Here is a 19,342-nt window from a genome sequence, read left to right as displayed (position 1 = left end):
CACCGTGCGGGGCTTTTTAATTTCTGGCTTCGCATTCCCCGATGCGCCGAATGGCGGTAAACTTGCGTCCTTTAAAGAGTCCCGGAGTTGCCATGCCCTTCTGTTGCCCACTTTGTCACGCCCCCTTGACGCGTTCCGAACATAGCTTTTCCTGTCCACAACGTCATCAGTTCGACATCGCGAAAGAAGGGTACGTCAATTTACTGCCCGTGCAGCATAAGCGTTCGCGGGATCCGGGTGACAGTGCGGAAATGATGCAGGCGCGCCGTGCGTTTCTTGATGCCGGACACTACCAGCCGCTGCGCGATGCGATCGCTTTACAGTTACAGACGCGCCTCCCTGCGCAGGCAGAGGCGATACTGGATATTGGCTGTGGGGAAGGGTACTACACTCAGTCCTTTGCTGAGATCGCGCAGCGTAAAGAGGCCCGGACGTTTGGCCTCGATGTTTCAAAAGCCGCCATTCGGGCAGCCGCGAAACGTTACCCTGAGGTGATGTTTTGCGTTGCCTCCAGCCATCGCCTGCCTTTCCAGAATGACAGCATTGACGCTGTCGTACGCATTTACGCGCCCTGCAAAGCAGAAGAACTGGTACGTGTGGTAAAACCGGGGGGATGGGTCATTACCGCAGCGCCTGGGCCACGCCACTTGATGGAGCTGAAAGAGTTAATTTACCGCGAAGTACAGTTACATGCGCCTGATAATGGCGAGATAGAAGGGTTTCGCGTCGTAGAGCAGCAATCACTGAGCTATCAGATGGAATTAACCGGTGCCGAGGCCGTCGCGTTACTGCAAATGACGCCCTTTGCGTGGCGGGCAAAACCGGATGTCCGGGAGACACTGGCAGCGAAAGCGCGCTTTAACTGTCAGACCGATTTTACCCTGCATTGTCTGCAGCGCGTTGATTAAGGCGCGAAGTGTGACCAGAGGATCTCAATACCGATCCCGATAAGAACGATACCGCCAAGAATTTCTGCCCGCTTGCCCAGCAGCGGGCCAATAAACCGACCAATCATCATGCCGAGTGTGGACATCACCAGTGTGGCGCAACCAATCGCCAGCGCGGTCGTCAGAATATTCACCTGCAAGAATGCCAGACCCACCCCTACGGCCATCGCATCAAGACTGGTCGCAATCGCGGTAGTGACCAGCAACCAGAAACCGTGGCGATGCGGCGCTTCCCCTGTGTCATCCGCCTCTGCGCGAAAACCTTCCAGCACCATTCTGCCGCCAAGGAACATCAGTAAGATGAAGGCAATCCAGTGATTCCACTCCAGTACAAACTGGCTGGCAAGCATCCCCAGACCCCAGCCAATAAGCGGCGTCAGCGTTTCAATAACGCCAAAAATCAGGCCAGTGCGGAGGGCTTCGGAGAATTTTGGTTTATGCAGGGTCGCCCCTTTACCGATTGATGCAGCGAAGGCATCCATCGACATGCCAAAGGCGAGAAGAATTGTGGCGGATAAATTCATGCGAGCGTCCTGACCGGGAGTTCCATATAACACACCACTGCCCCCAGTAAACAGCAGTTGATGTGTCAATGGTCTCGCCTGACTGGATAACTCTCAGTCCGTACGTGCCACGTTTTGCAACGAGTATGTTGACACGTACATTTCCAGCAAATGGAAATCGGCTACTCCCCAACGACGGGCGCAACATTAACATATTTTGAGAATATAAAACAACAACAGAGAATTATTAATCCATTTACCAATTGATAACGATTAACATTTAGATTTATAGGTGAATATAACGTTAAAAAGATTAAGCACTTTCCCGTGGGAAATATAGCAAAGGCTATAAGTGTGCTTATTTAATATACATTGTGGATGTAGGTGATTACATTTAACTTATTGAATTTTAATCATTAATTTATATATCCTTTCCAGGTCATCAATATTTTTCACCCGAATAAGCAAGCGCCTTTGTTCTAATTGCATCACCAGCACGCCATCCTCGGATAAGTTCATCTCCTTAATTCGGTTATATTCTATCCATACGCTGGAAAAGAAAAACCCCCGCGATTTGAAGATGATCTTCGGTGTGCGAATCCAAAAAAGGTAAATGGCTAATAATGCCAGCGCGGATAATAACCATGTGGTTAATGGCGTACCGTTATTTGTGACATTGTTGTAAATAAGGATAACCAACAGGCCAACAAAAATAGCCGCATCAACACGGCTGCGACGCAGCAAGGGGAGGGCAAGCAGGGTATCGCCGTGACGGCGGGGCAGGATAAGTTCATCGTAAATGGCAAATGCCAGCAGGGCGGCGATAAACAACATCAGTATGCTGTCCGTGAGCGTCATGGTTCCTCCTGATAATAAAAAACCGGGGCAAAGCCCCGGTTATAACACAACGGATTACAGACCTAACAGGCCAACCGCATACCCAACGATCCCGATGACGAAGAAGCCAACGATGATCCACAGCGGGTTCACTTTCTTACGTAACAGCCACATACAGGCGAAAGTCAACAGTAGCGGAACCAGACCTGGCATCAACTGATCGAGGATGGTTTGCACTGTCGTGACGTTTTGTTTACCTGTCTGGTCGGTAATACGCGAGACCACCAGCGGAATGTTAACGTGTGTCCACTTATTAACCAGTGCCCCCATAACAAAGAGGCCGAGAATGGATGCCCCTTCTGTCAGTTTCTGCAGGAAGCCGCCGCCCATATCCTGAACGATATCAATACCCTTACGATAACCATAGGCTACACCGTAATAGCGGGTTGCCAGGCGCACCAGGTTAAACAGTAAGAAGAACAACAGTGGCCCAAGCAGGCTGCCGCTCATGGCAATACCCGCGCCAAGCGCTGCGAATACCGGACGTACGGTACCCCAGAAAATGGGGTCACCCACGCCCGCCAGCGGCCCCATCAGACCCACTTTGATACCGTTGATGGCACCATCGTCAATCTCAGCCCCGTTCGCACGCTGTTCTTCCATCGCCAGCGTTACACCCAGTACCGGCGCTGCAACATAAGGATGGGTGTTAAAGAATTCCAGGTGACGCTTGATAGCTTGTTTACGCGCGTCGTTGTTCTCCGGATACAGGCGTCTGATAGCCGGTACCATCGAGAAGCAGAAACCCAGCGCCTGCATACGTTCGAAGTTCCATGAACCCTGAAACAGGTTAGAACGGATGAACACGCCACGAATATCACCCGGAGTGAGTTTTTTCTCAGTGGTAGTTTTAGTCGTCATATCAACCATTTCGCTCACCTGTTAGTCCAGTTCGTTATCGAGATCGTTATTACCAGCAGCCTGTGCAGGCCCGCCAGCAGAGCGGTTATATTTCGGGCTCAGTTGGATATAAAGGATGGCCATCACGGCACCAATCACACCCAGCGCAACGAGGTTGAAGTTAGTAAACGCCGCCGTCACGAAACCAAGGTAGAAGAACGGCATCAGGTAGCCTGCGCGCATCATATTGATAACCATCGCATAACCAACCACCACGATCATGCCGCCAGCGATGTTCAGACCACTGGTTACGACTTCCGGAATGGCGTTCAGCATACCCTGAACTTCACTGGTCCCGACGGAGATAGCAACGATAACGGCCGGGATAGCGATACGCATGGCCTGAAGGAACAGGGACGAGACATGGATCCAGGACAACGCCGTGAGGTTGCCGTTGTTTGCCGCCTTATCCGCCGCGTGCTGGAAGGCCACGGTGATGGTACGCACGATAATGGTCAGTACCTGGCCTGCTGCTGCCAGTGGGATAGCCAGCGCAATACCAGCGCCGATACTTTGATGACCCGCGATAACCAGGACGGTTGAGATAATAGAGGCGAGCGCGGCATCGGGCGCGACCGCCGCACCGATGTTCATCCAGCCCAGCGCAATCATCTCCAGGGTACCGCCGATGATAATACCGGTTTTCATATCCCCCAGGACGATACCCACCAGCGTACAGGCCACTAACGGACGGTGAAACTGAAATTCATCGAGTACCGATTCCATACCGGCAATACACGCGACGACGAACACCAGCACAATCTGAAGAGTGGTAATCTCCATTGTACTTCTCCTATGCTAAACAAACGTAAGTGTGAAACTGAGTCAACCAACCCGGCGCGGTTACTTCGCGACCTTATTGATCAAATCCATCATTTTCAGTTTCGGGTCGTTAGAAACTTTGCGAACTTCCAGCTCGATATTGCGTTCGTTGAGCTTTTTGAAGGCCGCAATGTCTTTTTCATCCACCGAAACCGCGTTGTTCACCTGAGTTTTCCCCTGCCGATAGGCCATACCGCCGATATTGACGGTGGTGATTTTCACACCCTCTTCAACAATGCGCAGTACGTCAGTTGGATTGGTAAACAACAGCATCACCCGCTCACCCGCGTATTTCGGGTTGTTGTAAACACGGATCATCTTGGCAACGTCCACCACGTGCGCCGTCACCCCGGGAGGCGCAACCTGTGTGAGCAGCGTCTTACGTACGTTATCGGCTGCAACTTCATCACTGACGACGATAATGCGCGTCACGTTTGTTTCTTTGGTCCAGCGTGTTGCGACCTGACCATGGATCAAGCGGTCATCAATACGTGCAAGACCAATGACCATATAGTCATTCGGTCCCATCGGTTTTACTGGAGCCGTAGGTTTAGGGGGCGCAACGGGCGTCGGTTTTTCCACAGGTTTGGCTTTCAGCGCTTTCACGCCTTCGCGTCCTGTTTCCACCGCGACAGCTACCAGTTCATCAAAGGTTGGGTTGTCGTCTCGCGCCATCAGTGTTTCCACGAGCATAGGAATATTGACGCCAGCCACCACTTCATAATGCTCTTTATCGACGACAATGCGGCTGGCAGCATTGAACGGGCTACCACCCCATGTATCAACGAGAAATAGCACGCCCTGATGTGTATCGAGCTTTTCCAACTGCGCGTTGTATTTCTCGATTAACGTCTCGGCGTTTTCACCGGGAACGAAATCGATCCAACCGACGTTCTCTTGCTCACCCAATAGCATTTCGGCGGTTTTGAGTAACTGTTCCGCAGCCCAACCATGTGTGCCTATCACAATAGCAATGGTCACTTGCTACCTCCTTCGTTTTTGTCGTTAACACATCATTAACTGATGCGTTCTGAATCTCTCTGACAGCCCGAATCGATTCAGACAGGGCTTAGAAAGAAAAAACTAAGACTTCCGGGAATTATTTTAGATAGTGAAAAAATAATTTATGTGATGAACATCCGTAATTTAGCTTTAGCGTACGGGAAATTTCGGAGCGAAAAATATCTCTCAAAATGCAAATTCAGGTAAATCTTTGCAAAACCCAAAGTCTCTCTGATATGTTTAACATCCGTTTACATTATCAGGAGTACAGGGCATCAGCCCGCCGTATGGACCGTCACCGACGCCAGTTCCCCCTTTGGCCTGTTTGCGCCAGCCATTCTTTAACCTTGAACCCCCTTGTTGTCATCATGCCTGCGCACCCCTACGCGCGGACTCATCATGCCTTTAGCAGGAGCTTGCCATGGAATTCTTAATGGACCCCTCAATATGGGCGGGGTTGTTGACACTTGTTGTTCTGGAAATTGTTCTTGGTATTGATAACCTGGTATTTATCGCCATCCTCGCCGATAAATTGCCGCCAAAGCAGCGAGATAAAGCGCGCCTGATTGGCCTCTCTCTGGCGCTGGTGATGCGTTTAGGCCTGTTGTCTCTGATCTCCTGGATGGTCACGCTGACAAAACCGCTCTTCTCCGTCATGGATTTCACCTTCTCTGGCCGTGATTTGATCATGCTCCTCGGGGGGATATTCCTGCTCTTTAAAGCGACGACCGAGCTACATGAAAGGCTGGAGAATCGTCAACACGACGAAGGACAGGGTAAAGGATATGCCAGTTTCTGGGTGGTAGTAGTACAGATTGTTATTCTTGATGCTGTCTTCTCGCTTGATGCGGTGATCACAGCGGTCGGGATGGTGAACCATCTGCCGGTCATGATGGCAGCCGTGGTCATTGCCATGGCGGTGATGCTGCTGGCATCCAAACCGCTGACCCGCTTCGTTAACCAGCATCCAACGGTGGTGGTGCTCTGTCTGAGCTTCCTGCTGATGATTGGTCTGAGCCTGGTCGCGGAAGGTTTTGGTTTCCATATTCCGAAAGGCTACCTGTATGCGGCGATTGGTTTTTCAATCATTATCGAGCTGTTCAACCAGATTGCCCGTCGCAACTTTCTTCGTCATCAGTCAACGCTGCCGCTGCGTGCGCGTACCGCCGATGCGATTTTGCGGCTGATGGGCGGCAAACGTCAGGCCAGCCAGACGCAGGATACAGACAGTCAGTCGCCGGTATCGGTGCCGGAAGGCGCGTTTGCCGAAGAAGAACGTTACATGATCAATGGCGTATTAACGCTGGCTTCCCGCTCGTTGCGTAGCATCATGACGCCGCGCGGTGAAATCAGTTGGGTCGACGCTAACCTGAGTGTGGAAGAGATACGCCAGCAGCTTCTTTCCTCACCACACAGCCTGTTCCCGGTCTGTCGTGGGGAACTGGATGAGGTGCTGGGTATTGTTCGCGCGAAAGAGATGCTGGTGGCGCTGGAAGAGGGAACGGACGTTGCAGCAATGGCGTCGGCCTCGCCCGCGATCGTCGTGCCGGAAACGCTGGACCCGATAAAACTGCTGGCCGTATTGCGCCGTGCCCGTGGCAGCTTCGTCATCGTGACCAACGAATTTGGCGTGGTACAGGGGCTGGTAACACCGCTGGATGTGCTGGAGGCGATTGCCGGTGAGTTCCCTGATGCTGACGAAACGCCGGAAATCGTCGCTGACGGCGATGGCTGGCTGGTTAAAGGCGCCACCGATTTGCATGCTCTGCAACATACTCTTGGCCTGGACACTTTGGTTAACGAAAACGAGGATATCGCCACCGTTGCGGGCCTGGTGATCGCCATTAATGGTCAGATCCCCCGTCCGGGTGACAAGCTGGAGCTTGCGCCGCTGCATATCAGCGTTATCGAAGCCAATGACTATCGCGTCGACCTGGTACGTGTTGTTAAAGAGCGACCGCTTCACGACGAAGAAGAGTAATTTCCCTATGGCATAAGCGGCATCATTAGCCCTTTACGCCGTGCTGGCGGGGAAGTCCACCCTGCCAGCCAACGCGGAAACTCTTTAATTGGCATAGGCTTCGCGTACAGAAATCCTTGCAATATATGCACCCCCCGTTGCCGCAGATGCTGCGCCTGACGGGGGTTTTCTACCCCTTCCGCCACCAGTTCAATATTCAGACGTTGCCCCAGGGCGATAATCATATCCGTCACCGTCGAGTTCACCGCATCCGTACCGATAGCCATGGTGAAGGACTTATCAATTTTTAAGACATCCGGGCGCAGTCTCTCCAGCCAGGACAGTGAACTGTTGCCCGTGCCGAAATCGTCAATGGCGATTTTGGCCCCTCTGCGATGAAGCTCGCGCACCATACGGTAATCCACGTCATGCAGCGCATCGCGCTCGGTAAGCTCTATGGTTAATTGTTGCACCGGGTTCGCGTGATACCAGAGGCGATTAAGATCCTGGAGCAACATGCCATGGCGCAAGTGGCTCGGCGCGACATTGATACCAATCTGAAATGTACTGTCCGCCGGAAAAAGCCCAAGCTGGCGCTGGGTTTCCGCCATCACATAGCGTGTCAGTGGGGCGATTAAATTGTGCTGTTCGGCGATGGGAATAAAAACATCGGGAGGGATCCAGCCCTGACGAGGGTTGTTCCAGCGCAGCAGTATTTCGACGCCAATACAGGTGTTATTGTTCGCCTCCAGAAGCGGCTGGCAAAATAGCTCAAATTCCCGTGCGGCAAGGCCCAGATTGATCTCGCCGGAAAAGCTCATACGGCTGGCCGTGGCCAACCAGGCAATATAACCAATCAGTAAACTCAGCAGCAGCCCCAGCGGTAATTGCGACGGCAAATGACGCCATGCCAGTGCGCCTGCTCCCGGCCCGGTCACGCTGACGATAAAGGGAAAATGTTCTGATTCCTGTTGATAACGCTCTTCATTATTCAGCTCCGGCAGACGATTACTGACGCCGCTACCATAGGTCAGATGACGGTCATTCATGCTCAGGCTGGCGGACGTAATCAAGGGCTCATCAGGTTCCAGCATTAAATTGGTCAGCAAATCGATATTAACAACCTCGATAATGCCGCTCTGACCGTCGGTGGCGGCGGGATACCACATGATCATCACCGGGCTGTTTTTTAAAAGCGACTGATCGGTGGAAAGCATCATGACTGGTTTCGTCGACGGTAACGCGGGTTGCAGTTGCTTAATGGGCACATCCCGATAACCAAAAATGCTCGAGCAGTACAGAATCCCGTCTTTTATAAGCCCGATGTCACGCACGGTCTGCAAACTGGCGGCCTGAGTGCGCAATTGCAGGTGAGCATTGGCGCAAGATGTCCCGACGAGGGGCAGAATCACGTCACGTTTGTGTTCAAGAGGTAAGAGTAATTTATCCAATGATTCAACAGCATGTGCGGTGAAAGCGACAATTTTCTGCTGATTAATATTGCGCTCCGAAATAAAGAGAATGGCGAGAGTGGAAATGAGCGTCACCATTGCCAGAGCTACGCAAATTGCTAAGCGCTTGCGCAGATAGCTTTTAATAATTCTCTGTGCTGTTTGCATGCCGTGACCGCCTTAAAAGCCACTGGCCTGGAATTTCCGCCAGAACAAAGAAAGTGTAGTTGGGAAAGCGGGAATGCGATGAGAAAAGGCACGGAATTTAGCCCTTCCGTCGTAGAAGGGCTGGAAAAGAGTATTAGTCGCACTGAACCTTAATGGCGAGGCCGCCACGAGAGGTTTCACGATACTTAGCGTTCATATCTTTGCCGGTCTCGTACATGGTTTCGATAACCTTATCCAGTGAGACTCGGGGGGCGCTGGTACGGCGCATGGCCATACGGGAGGCATTAATGGCTTTGACGGAGGCGATAGCATTACGCTCAATGCAGGGCACCTGTACCTGACCGGCTACCGGATCGCAGGTGAGGCCAAGGTTATGCTCCATGCCGATTTCCGCCGCCACGCACACCTGTTCCGGGCTGGCGCCCAGTAACTCCGCAAGGCCCGCCGCCGCCATTGAGCAGGCGACACCCACTTCACCCTGGCAACCCACTTCGGCACCGGAAATCGATGCGTTCATTTTGTACAGTGCGCCAATCGCGCCTGCGGCAAGGAAATAGCGGATATAAATGTCCGGGCTGACGGATTCGATAAAGTGGTCATAGTAAGCCAGCACTGCCGGGACAATACCACAGGCACCGTTTGTCGGCGCTGTCACCACACGCCCACCGGCAGCGTTCTCTTCATTCACTGCCAGCGCGAACATATTGACCCAATCGATCACATTCATTGGATCACTGGATAATTTATCGCTGGCGACCAGCATACGGCGCAGCGCCGAGGCGCGACGCGGGACGCGCAGTGGGCCAGGCAGCACGCCTTCTGTATTCATCCCGCGATCGATACAGGCACGCATGGTCGCCCAGACATGACCAAAGTACGCTTCGATCTCCTGCCTGCTATGCAGCGCGAGTTCGTTTTGCATCACCATGCCAGAGAGTGACAGGCCGGTCTCTTTGCAATAATTCAGCATATCGCTGGCGGATTTGAACGGGTAGGGAACGGTCACTTCGTTGAGCACTTCTTTACCAAAATGCTCTTCATCGACAATAAAACCGCCACCGATGGAGTAATAGGTCTTGCTGTAGACTTCGCGCTCACCATTCCACGCGTGGATGCTCATGGCATTTTCGTGCAACGGCAGGTTGTCGCTGTGAAAACGCATGCCGTTATCCTGCGGGAAATCGACTTCCCGGCGGCCCTGCGCCAGCAACAGGCGGCCCCGGTTTTCCACATCGCGAATAAACGCAGGGATGGAATCAATGTCTACCGTGGCCGGCTCATTGCCAGCCAGACCCATAATAATGGCGATATCGGTATGGTGGCCTTTACCTGTCAGCGACAGTGAGCCATAAACGTCCACCGCGACGCGGGTAACGCTTTCCAGTAATCCTTTTTCGACCAGGTCATCGACGAACTGTTTCCCGGCTTTCATCGGGCCAACAGTGTGGGAGGAAGAGGGACCAATACCCACCTTAAACATGTCGAATATACTAATCACATTAACACTCCTGACAGGGTTACCGGGGGTTCCAGTAACGATGTAATAACTGCGCATAGTGTAAGAGGGAAGCGTGCAGGCAGCTTAATTATTCACATGAATTAAACTAATGCCTGACCTCGATTTTACTAATAGCGCGCGGCCACATTCCGCTGTCTTAAAAATGCTTCGTGATAAGTATAGTCAAGGGCGAAGCCCCACCTGCAGCGCCAGCTCACGAATTATGCCTGCGGTCATGCCCCAGACAAAATAATGCTGATACCAGGAGAGCCAAACCCGGTGCGCGTTGCCCTGACGGTGAATGTCCAGCGGGTGATAGCGCCCCAGGCGTAACGCCTCGGCAAGCGGCATTTCAAACACCGAAGCCACCTCATCTTCGCTGGCATGGTAGTGCAGGTCAGGGGGAATGATCCCCACAACGGGCGTCACGCGAAACCCGGTGACGCTGTCAACCGGCGGTAGCACACCGATAACCTCGACGGAGTCGGGCGGGATGGCGACCTCTTCTTGCGCTTCGCGCAGTGCCGCGGCAATCAGCGAGGTATCGGTATCATCAACGGCCCCGCCGGGAAAGGCGACCTGCCCGGCGTGTTTTCGTAATCGCGGCGAGCGCTGTGTCAACAGTAACCCTGGCTGCTCGCGCCGCACTACCGGCACCAGCACTGCCGCCTGCCGCGCATTTGCGGCGGTGGGGTGTAGCTGGGGGCGTAAAAGCTGAAAACGCGAGAGAAAATCATCGAGGGTTAAGTTTGGCTGCGCCACGGTTTAGCTCTCCAGTTGCTGCAAGATACGGTTAACTTTATCAAATGTTTCCTGATATTCAGCCTCTTCGTTGCTGTCCGCCACGATGCCGCCCCCCGCTGAGCAGAAGATTTGCCCCGCCCACGCCGTCAGGGTACGAATGGTGATGCTGGTATCCATGGCGCCGCAAAAACTGATGTACCCAATGCTGCCGCACCAGGCATTACGCCGTTGCGGTTCCAGTTCATCGATAATCGCCATGGCGCGAATTTTGGGCGCACCGGTAATCGACCCACCCGGAAACGCGGCGCGTAGCACATCACTGGCATGCAATGTGGCAGGCAGCTTTGCTGTCACCGTACTGACCAGATGGTGAACCGCCGGAAAGGGCTCTACGGCAAACAGCGTCGGCACGCGCACGGAGCCGGGCACGGCCACCCGACCAATATCATTGCGCATCAGGTCGACAATCATCAGATTCTCGGCCCGGTCTTTCGTTGATGCGGCCAGTTTTTGCGCCTGTTGCGCATCGTCCCGGGCGTCAGGCAAGCGCGGGAGCGTGCCTTTAATGGGACGCGTCTCGATAACATCATCCTGAAGCTGAATAAACCGCTCCGGCGACAGGCTTAAAATCGCGCCTTCTTCCAGGCGTAAAAAAGCACTGAACGGAGCGCGATTCGAGCGGTTCAGGCGGCAAAAAGCCTGCCATTCATCACCGACATAATGCGCCTGAAAGCGCTGTGCAAGATTAACCTGATAACAATCGCCGCTGTGCAGCCAGGCCTGTACCTGACGAAATTTCTCACCATATTCAGAGCGCGTCATGTTTGCCTGCCAGGGGGAGGTCAGGCTAAACGGGACGACGGACGGCGGCGTTTGGGCGTTAAGCCAGGCCAGACGTGTCTGCGGCTCCCGGTAGCTCAGCAGCGTGACGTGCTGTTTATGGTGATCCACCACCACGGCCCAGTCATAAATCCCTATCGCCATATCCGGCAGCAAAATGTCTTTTTGCGCGAATGCGGGCAGTTTTTCAAAGCGACGCCCTAAATCGTAACCGAACAGTCCGAGCGCCCCGCCCTGAAACGGCAGATCGTCGTTAGCCTGTGGGCGGATCCCGGCCTTGTCGATGGCCTGCTTCACCAGGCTAAACGGATCCTCTGTGGACTCGCGCGCGCCATCCGCATCGGCGATGGTGGTCTGTTCACCCCGGGTGACAAGCGTTGAGAGAGGATCGGCGACCAGAATATCAAAACGGTTGCAGGCATGGTCCGCGTGACCAGAGTGCAGCATCATCGCCCACGGCAGATGATGTATCAGAGAAAAATAGTGCTCTGCGGCATCGGGATGCCACGGTAACGGTATAACAGCGGGGGAAAACGTCTTCATCAGTCCTGGCTCTTTACGCGATCGCTGGCGCATAGCCACGGCGCATGAAATAATTAGCGCGAATAATTTAGCAGGAGTTCACGATGTTTGCAGGTTTACCTTCCCTCAGCCACGAACAGCAGCAAAAAGCCGTCGAGCGTATTCAGGAATTAATGTCACAGGGCATGAGCAGCGGTCAGGCCATCTCGCAGGTGGCGGATGAATTACGCGCCACCCATAAAGGCGAACGTATTGTGGCGCGCTTTGAAGACGAAGATGAAGACGAGTAAACCCTGAGTGCGGAGGCGGTGAATGGAAAACGTGATGCCTGAGACAGTACCGGATGCGATCCTTGCGTTTATCACCGAGGCCGTTATCCCCGGCGATCTCACGCTTCCTTTTCACTACCCACAGCCAGAGCAATGGCACGCGTGGCATTGCGGTTTTCGCTGGCACGGCGTCACCGGGGAAAGCCTGGTGGCTGACACCGCCGGGATGTGGCAACCCGGCTGGTATTTGATAGCCCTTAATGGCCTGGACGATCCGTTCTTTATCGATTTGAACGAAGCGGCAGACGGCTACCCGGTCTATTATGCCGCACACGGCGCGGGTCGCTGGCAGGCAGAACGCATCGCACCCGGTTTGCACGCCTTCCAGTCCCTTTTACGTCAACTATGCCATGCCGATGAGGCGACCACGCTGGCGTTACTTGACGCGCATACCGAAGCGGACAGTCCATTCTGGCTTGAGGTTCGGGAAGCGCGCCAGGCAGACGATGGCGACGACGATAACGTCCCTGACGTAGATCCGCAGGACTGGCAGGCGGGGCGTCTGCTCATTACCGATATCGGCCCGCAGAAAATCAAAGTGGTTCAGGTCCTCAGAAAAGCGCTGAATTTACCGCTGGCTGACGCGCTGAGTTTTGTCGCCAGCCCGCCGATTTGTGTGGGGGAGGATTTTCGCCTGCGCTTGCGCCCACTGGAGCGCGAGTTACAGGCCACTGGCGCACGCGTTACCTTTGTGCCTGCGGGCCCGGTGCTGGAAACTCTGCGGTTAAATATGGCGCTTGGCATCGACGCGCTGATTGCCTGCGTGAAGGCCGGGCAGGGTAAATCGCTCTACTATGATGTGTATTCAACACACGACGGGGCTTTTCAGGTGGGCGATGCGCTTTATGTGGTTGCCAGCGATGACGCCGAAGCCGCGGCAGCGACGGGGCGATACCACCACTTTGCCTGTATGGGCGAGCATTTTCAGTCCGTTGTGGAACTGGCGATCCAGCAAAAACCTGACGCCCGCGACAGTGAAATTATCCGCGCACTCAACCATTACCTTGAGTACGACGACTTTTTGGATATGGAATAAATTCCGGCGCGGGATGCGCGCCGGATTGTGTCCTGTCAGACGGCGGCAACAATTTTAATTTCGACTTTGTACTTCGGGTTCATCAACCCGGCCTGAACGGTGCAGCGTACAGGCGCATGACCGGCGACAACCCACGCGTCCCAGGCTTTGTTCATCGCCGCGAAATCACTTTTATCCACCAGAAAGATTGTCGCATCCAGAATGCGCGTCTTATCGCTACCCTGTCTGGCCAGCACGGCGTCAATCTGCGCCAGGGTGTTGGCGGTTTGTTCAAAGGCGTCGGCATCAAGATTTTCCGGCACACCCGTGTAGTAGAGCGTCTGGTTATGGATAACTGCGTCTGACCAGCGGGCGTCGGCATCAATGCGGGTAATGGTCATATTTTATTCCTCATGGTTTTCCTTATGATTGCGGGCAAGACTGCCACAGACTGGCGCAAAACCCAATGCCCTGACATAATCGCTGGCGATTTATCCAGTGTGGGGGCAGTGTGACGGACGATTTTGCAACAGACGGTCAGTTGGCCAAAGCGATACCGGGTTTTAAACCCCGTGAACCACAACGTCAGATGGCCCATGCCGTCAGTGACGCAATTGCCCGCACACAGCCGCTGGTGGTAGAGGCGGGCACCGGGACCGGGAAAACTTATGCCTATCTGGCTCCGGCGTTGCGCGCCGGCAAAAAAGTGATCATCTCAACGGGATCGAAAGCCCTACAGGATCAGCTTTACAGCCGTGATTTACCGACCGTGGCAAACGCGCTCAAATTCACCGGCCATACCGCGTTGCTTAAAGGACGTTCAAACTACCTCTGCATTGAGCGACTGGAACAGCAGGCGCTGGCGGGGGGCGATCTGCCGGTGCAAACCCTCAGTGACGTCATTTTATTACGCTCCTGGTCAAATCAGACCAAAGATGGCGACATCAGCACCTGTGTCAGCGTGGCGGAAGATTCTGCCGTCTGGCCGCTGGTGACCAGCACCAATGACAACTGTCTGGGCAGCGACTGTCCGATGTACAAAGACTGCTTCGTGGTAAAAGCGCGCAAAAAAGCGATGGATGCCGATGTGGTGGTGGTCAACCATCACCTGTTCCTGGCAGACATGGTGGTGAAAGAGAGCGGTTTTGGCGAGCTTATCCCGCAAGCCGAAGTGATGATCTTCGATGAAGCGCATCAGCTTCCGGATATCGCCAGCCAGTATTTCGGCCAGTCTATCTCCAGCCGCCAGTTACTGGATTTAGCCAAAGATTTCACCATTGCCTACCGCACCGAGTTACGTGATACCCAGCAGTTGCAAAAATGCGCCGACAGGCTGGCGCAGAGCGCACAGGATTTTCGCCTGCAATTGGGTGAACCGGGGTATCGCGGCAACCTGCGGGAACTGCTGGCCGATGCCCATATCCAGCGGGCGTTGCTGCTACTCGATGACGCGCTGGAACTCTGTTATGACGTGGCAAAACTGTCGCTTGGACGTTCGGCCCTCCTCGACGCGGCGTTTGAGCGCGCAACGTTGTACCGCGCACGGCTCAAACGGCTAAAAGAGATCAATCAGCCCGGTTTTAGTTACTGGTATGAGTGCACCTCTCGTCATTTTACCCTGGCGCTGACGCCGCTTACCGTGGCGGACAAATTCAAAGAGGTGATGGCGCAGAAAAGCGGTAGCTGGATTTTTACCTCGGCGACGCTCTCGGTGAACGATGATCTGCACCACTTTACTGCGCGGCTCGGCATCGAAGAAGCGCAAACGCTGCTGTTGCCAAGCCCGTTCGATTACGCCCGCCAGACACTGCTTTGTGTGCCACGAAACCTGCCGCAGGCTAATCAACCAGGAGCGGCCCGCCAACTGGCGGCAATGCTCAAACCGATCATTGAAGCGAACAATGGTCGCTGCTTTATGCTCTGTACTTCCCACGCCATGATGCGTGATCTCGCTGAGCAGTTCCGCGCCACCATGACGTTGCCCGTTTTGCTGCAGGGAGAGACCAGCAAAGGGCAGTTGTTGCAGCAATTCATCACCGCGGGAAATGCCTTGCTGGTGGCGACCAGCAGTTTCTGGGAAGGGGTGGATGTGCGTGGCGACACGCTGTCGCTGGTCATTATCGACAAACTGCCGTTTACCTCGCCGGACGATCCGCTGCTCAAAGCGCGGATGGAAGATTGCCGCCTGCGCGGTGGCGATCCATTTGATGAAGTCCAGCTTCCGGATGCGGTGATTACCCTCAAACAGGGGGTGGGGCGCCTGATTCGTGACGTTGATGACCGGGGCGTGCTGGTCATTTGCGATAACCGTCTGGTGATGCGCCCTTACGGCGCGGTGTTCCTCGCAAGCCTGCCGCCCGCACCGCGTACGCGGGATATTCGCCGCGCGGTTGCCTTTCTTGCGGCCTCTGTGACGGAGTAATTTGGCGCAGACTGTGTTAATATGCGCGCCATTTTGTTTTACCGGGACTGCGATTACCCATGCGAATTCTGGCCATTGATACCGCCACAGAAGCCTGTTCCGTCGCGCTGAACAACGACGGAACCCTCTTTGCTCATTTCGAACTTTGCCCACGTGAACACACGCAACGTATTCTGCCGCTGGTGAAGGATGTTCTCACCGAGGGCGGCGTTGCGCTGTCTGAACTGGATGCGCTGGCCTTTGGCCGTGGTCCGGGGAGCTTTACCGGCGTGCGCATTGGTATTGGTATTGCACAAGGGCTGGCGCTGGGCGCGGAGTTGCCGATGATTGGCGTCTCTACGCTTGCGACGATGGCAGAAGGCGCCTGGCGTAAATCTGGGGCCACCCGTGTGCTGGCAGCCATTGATGCCCGTATGGGCGAAGTCTACTGGGCGGAATATCAGCGTGATGCCGACGGCGTCTGGCACGGCGAAGAGACCGAAGCGGTCCTCAAACCGGACGCGGTGACCGCGCGCCTCAGCGCGCTCTCCGGCGAGTGGGCAACCGTCGGCACCGGCTGGCAAGCGTGGCCGGATATGGCAAAAGATACCGGCCTGACGCTGACAGACGGCGGCGTATCGTTGCCGGAAGCACAAGATATGCTGCCTATCGCGCACCATCAGCTTTCGCTGGGGCATACCGTTGCCGTTGAGCATGCCGAGCCGGTTTATTTGCGTAACGAAGTGGCCTGGAAGAAACTTCCGGGCCGGGAATGAATCTCAGTAATTACAAGGCTGAGTGAAGGAGTCGCATCATGGCGAGTCAAAAAAGAGGTATGCGCTGGTTACTGGTGGGTGTGGTCGCCGCAGCGTTAAGTGGGTGTGTTTCTGTGCCTGACGCGATCAAAGGAACCAGTCCGACGCCGCAGGATGATCTGGTGCGCGTGATGAATGCGCCAAATCTCTATATCGGTCAGGAAGCCCGTTTCGGCGGCAAAGTAGTGAAAATTGAGAATCAGCAAGGGAAAACCCGCCTTGAGATAGCCACCGTGCCGTTAGATGATGGGGCGAGACCGATCCTGGGCGCAACCTCTGTCGGGCGTATTATGGCCGACGTGAACGGTTTCCTCGACCCGGTGGACTTCCAGAACCAACTGGTGACCGTCGTCGGGCCGATTACCGGCATCTATGACGGCCAGGTGGGCGGCGCTGCCTATAAATTCGCGGTGATCCGTGCTGATGGCTATAAACGCTGGCATATCACAAAGCAGGTCGTACTGCCGCCGCAACCGATGGATCCGTGGATGATGGGGCCACACCCGTGGCATCGCGGGTACGGCGGTTGGGGCTGGTATAATCCCGGCCCCGCCTATGAACAGAGTGTTGTAACAGAGTAACGCTCTGTTCTGCATGAAAAATGAAACAGCGGCTGGTCCGCTGTTTCTTTATTTGAAAACCATAACAAAAATAATTAGTGATGCGCTTCGCAACCTTCAATTCGAACAATTAATAAACTGGTACGCTGAGTTAATATAATGTTAACGACTTGTTTATTAACAGGGGTTGTGATGACGACAAATACACAGTTTAGAGGTGATGCATTGAAGAAGGTTTGGCTAAACCGTTATCCCGCCGATGTGCCTGCGGATATTAATCCCGATCGTTATCAATCCCTGGTTGAACTCTTTGAACACGCGACGGCGCGATACGCCGACCAACCTGCGTTCGTCAACATGGGGGAGGTGATGACCTTCCGCAAGCTGGAAGAGCGTAGCCGCGCTTTTGCCGCATACCTGCAACAGGGCTTGGGGTTGCAAAAGGGCGATCGTGTGGCGCTGATGATGCCGAATCTTCTGCAGTATCCGGTGGCGCTGTTCGGTATTCTGCGCGCGGGCATGATAGTCGTGAACGTCAACCCGCTGTACACACCGCGCGAACTGGAACATCAGCTTAACGACAGCGGCGCATCCGCCATTGTGATTGTCTCCAACTTCGCCCACACGCTGGAAAAAGTGGTCGACAAGACGCAGGTTCGCCATGTGATCCTGACCCGCATGGGGGATCAGCTCTCTCCGGCGAAGGGCACACTGGTTAACTTTGTCGTCAAATATGTGAAGCGCCTGGTGCCGAAATACCATCTTCCGGATGCTATCTCGTTTCGCCGTGCGCTGCAGGCGGGCTACCGTTTGCAGTATATCAAGCCGGAAGTCACGACCGACGATCTGGCGTTTCTGCAATATACCGGCGGGACGACCGGGGTAGCCAAAGGGGCGATGCTGACGCACCGCAATATGCTGGCCAACCTGGAACAGGTGAATGCAACCTACGGTCCGTTGCTGCATCGCGGTAAAGAGTTGGTGGTCACCGCGTTGCCGCTCTACCACATTTTCGCCCTGACCATGAACTGCCTGTTGTTTATCGAGCTGGGCGGACAGAACCTGCTCATTACCAACCCGCGCGATATTCCGGGGCTGGTGAAAGAGCTGGCGAAATACCCTTTCACCGCCATGACCGGGGTAAACACCCTGTTTAACGCATTGCTCAACAACGACGATTTCCACAAACTCGATTTTTCCTCGCTGCACCTCTCTGCGGGCGGCGGCATGCCCGTACAGCAGGCCGTTGCCGAGCGCTGGGTGAAACTTACCGGCGAATACCTGCTGGAAGGCTACGGTCTGACAGAATGCTCGCCGTTGGTGAGCGTCAACCCGCATGATATTGACTACCACAGTGGCAGTATCGGCTTGCCGGTCCCGTCGACAGAAGTGAAGCTGGTGGACGATGCCGGCAATGAAGTTCCACCGGGTGAACCGGGTGAATTGTGCGTGAAAGGCCCGCAGGTCATGCTGGGTTACTGGCAGCGCCCGGCGGCGACCGATGAAATCATCAAAGATGGCTGGTTGTACACCGGCGATATCGCGGTGATGGATGGCGAAGGCTTTATGCGTATTGTCGATCGCAAAAAAGACATGATCCTGGTCTCCGGCTTTAACGTCTATCCGAACGAAATTGAAGATGTCGTAATGCAGCATGAAGGCGTTAAGGAAGTGGCGGCCGTAGGCGTGCCTTCCGATGCCAGCGGCGAAGCGGTTAAAATTTTCGTAGTGAAAAAAGACGACTCGCTGACCGAAGAAGCGCTTATCGCGTTTTGTCGCCGCCAGTTAACGGGTTACAAAGTGCCGAAAAGGGTGGAATTCCGCGCTGAGCTACCGAAATCCAACGTCGGTAAAATTTTACGACGAGAATTGCGTGACGAAGCGCGCGGCAAAGTAGACAATAAAGACTGAGCTATGCGTTAGTCGCCAGAACGCCGGTTAATCCGGCGTTTTTTGTGGGCGCAAACT

General features: G+C 54.5%; 18 protein-coding genes and 1 riboswitch. Of the genes, 8 read left to right on the top strand and 10 right to left on the bottom strand.

Going from position 1 to position 19,342, the window contains the following annotated elements:
- Positions 1-92 precede the first annotated feature (92 nt).
- Positions 93-908 carry a 23S rRNA (guanine(745)-N(1))-methyltransferase gene (gene rlmA / locus C5523_RS16475; RefSeq protein WP_108701544.1) on the top strand — a complete coding sequence of 272 codons (816 nt, stop codon included), beginning with the start codon at positions 93-95 and terminating at the stop codon, positions 906-908.
- Here the strand turns inward: rlmA and mntP are convergent.
- The 5 genes from mntP to manX all read right to left on the bottom strand — a co-directional run bounded on the left by mntP (position 905) and on the right by manX (position 5,050).
- Positions 905-1,471, bottom strand: coding sequence for a manganese efflux pump MntP (mntP, locus tag C5523_RS16470; RefSeq protein ID WP_155525408.1), 567 nt, complete (start codon positions 1,469-1,471; stop codon positions 905-907). The two genes, rlmA and mntP, sit on opposite strands and share 4 nt — an antisense overlap.
- A gap of 6 nt (positions 1,472-1,477) precedes the next feature.
- Positions 1,478-1,653: riboswitch (yybP-ykoY riboswitch) on the bottom strand.
- Between the two features lie 196 nt (positions 1,654-1,849).
- Positions 1,850-2,308 carry a DUF986 family protein gene (locus tag C5523_RS16460; RefSeq protein ID WP_079496712.1) on the bottom strand — a complete coding sequence of 153 codons (459 nt, stop codon included), beginning with the start codon at positions 2,306-2,308 and terminating at the stop codon, positions 1,850-1,852.
- A 54-nt stretch (positions 2,309-2,362) separates the two neighbouring features.
- A complete protein-coding gene (locus C5523_RS16455) occupies positions 2,363-3,217 on the bottom strand; it encodes a PTS mannose transporter subunit IID (RefSeq protein WP_108701542.1) in 855 nt (284 codons plus the stop codon).
- Between the two features lie 12 nt (positions 3,218-3,229).
- Positions 3,230-4,030 carry a PTS mannose transporter subunit IIC gene (manY, locus tag C5523_RS16450; protein WP_039079531.1) on the bottom strand — a complete coding sequence of 267 codons (801 nt, stop codon included), beginning with the start codon at positions 4,028-4,030 and terminating at the stop codon, positions 3,230-3,232.
- Positions 4,031-4,090: 60 nt separating this feature from the next.
- Entirely contained in the window at positions 4,091-5,050 is a 960-nt protein-coding gene (gene manX, locus C5523_RS16445; RefSeq protein WP_107223337.1) for a PTS mannose transporter subunit IIAB, read from the bottom strand.
- Between the two features lie 442 nt (positions 5,051-5,492).
- On the opposite strand from manX, the gene yoaE reads away from it, so the two are divergent.
- Positions 5,493-7,052, top strand: a complete 1,560-nt coding sequence (gene yoaE, locus C5523_RS16435; protein WP_079496711.1) for a CNNM family cation transport protein YoaE — start codon at positions 5,493-5,495, stop codon at positions 7,050-7,052.
- A gap of 5 nt (positions 7,053-7,057) precedes the next feature.
- Here the strand turns inward: yoaE and C5523_RS16430 are convergent, their stop codons facing one another.
- The 4 genes from C5523_RS16430 to pabB all read right to left on the bottom strand — a co-directional run bounded on the left by C5523_RS16430 (position 7,058) and on the right by pabB (position 12,275).
- Positions 7,058-8,650 (bottom strand): EAL domain-containing protein, encoded by a 1,593-nt coding sequence (locus C5523_RS16430; protein WP_108701541.1) that lies wholly within the window; start codon positions 8,648-8,650, stop codon positions 7,058-7,060.
- A 133-nt stretch (positions 8,651-8,783) separates the two neighbouring features.
- Positions 8,784-10,148 (bottom strand): L-serine ammonia-lyase, encoded by a 1,365-nt coding sequence (sdaA, locus tag C5523_RS16425; RefSeq protein WP_039079527.1) that lies wholly within the window; start codon positions 10,146-10,148, stop codon positions 8,784-8,786.
- 183 nt (positions 10,149-10,331) lie between these two features.
- Positions 10,332-10,910: a CoA pyrophosphatase gene (locus C5523_RS16420; protein ID WP_039079526.1), complete on the bottom strand. Its 579-nt coding sequence runs from the start codon at positions 10,908-10,910 to the stop codon at positions 10,332-10,334.
- Positions 10,911-10,913: 3 nt separating this feature from the next.
- Complete coding sequence (gene pabB / locus C5523_RS16415) at positions 10,914-12,275, bottom strand: aminodeoxychorismate synthase component 1 (protein WP_108702343.1); 1,362 nt, start codon at positions 12,273-12,275, stop codon at positions 10,914-10,916.
- An 83-nt stretch (positions 12,276-12,358) separates the two neighbouring features.
- On the opposite strand from pabB, the gene C5523_RS16410 reads away from it, so the two are divergent.
- A complete protein-coding gene (locus C5523_RS16410) occupies positions 12,359-12,544 on the top strand; it encodes a YoaH family protein (RefSeq protein WP_039079524.1) in 186 nt (61 codons plus the stop codon).
- A 34-nt stretch (positions 12,545-12,578) separates the two neighbouring features.
- Complete coding sequence (locus C5523_RS16405; RefSeq protein ID WP_155525407.1) at positions 12,579-13,619, top strand: hypothetical protein; 1,041 nt, start codon at positions 12,579-12,581, stop codon at positions 13,617-13,619.
- A gap of 35 nt (positions 13,620-13,654) precedes the next feature.
- On the opposite strand, the gene C5523_RS16400 is transcribed toward C5523_RS16405, so the two are convergent.
- The gene (locus C5523_RS16400) at positions 13,655-13,999 is read right to left on the bottom strand and encodes a RidA family protein (protein ID WP_039079523.1); all 345 of its coding nucleotides are present in this window, start codon (positions 13,997-13,999) and stop codon (positions 13,655-13,657) included.
- A 110-nt stretch (positions 14,000-14,109) separates the two neighbouring features.
- Between C5523_RS16400 and C5523_RS16395 the strand changes: the two genes are divergently transcribed.
- From C5523_RS16395 to fadD, 4 genes are all read left to right on the top strand, one after another.
- Entirely contained in the window at positions 14,110-16,020 is a 1,911-nt protein-coding gene (locus C5523_RS16395; RefSeq protein ID WP_039079522.1) for an ATP-dependent DNA helicase, read from the top strand.
- Between the two features lie 59 nt (positions 16,021-16,079).
- Positions 16,080-16,775 carry a tRNA (adenosine(37)-N6)-threonylcarbamoyltransferase complex dimerization subunit type 1 TsaB gene (gene tsaB / locus C5523_RS16390; RefSeq protein WP_071195216.1) on the top strand — a complete coding sequence of 232 codons (696 nt, stop codon included), beginning with the start codon at positions 16,080-16,082 and terminating at the stop codon, positions 16,773-16,775.
- Between the two features lie 38 nt (positions 16,776-16,813).
- Positions 16,814-17,395 carry a Slp family lipoprotein gene (locus C5523_RS16385; protein ID WP_107223342.1) on the top strand — a complete coding sequence of 194 codons (582 nt, stop codon included), beginning with the start codon at positions 16,814-16,816 and terminating at the stop codon, positions 17,393-17,395.
- Positions 17,396-17,599: 204 nt separating this feature from the next.
- Positions 17,600-19,285: a long-chain-fatty-acid--CoA ligase FadD gene (fadD, locus tag C5523_RS16380; RefSeq protein WP_155525406.1), complete on the top strand. Its 1,686-nt coding sequence runs from the start codon at positions 17,600-17,602 to the stop codon at positions 19,283-19,285.
- The last annotated feature ends 57 nt before the right edge of the window (positions 19,286-19,342 follow it).

The organism is Phytobacter sp. SCO41, from assembly GCF_003073275.1.
GTDB lineage: Bacteria > Pseudomonadota > Gammaproteobacteria > Enterobacterales > Enterobacteriaceae > Phytobacter > Phytobacter diazotrophicus.
Note: the sequence above shows the minus strand (reverse complement) of the source record. Positions and strands in the feature narration are given on the sequence as shown.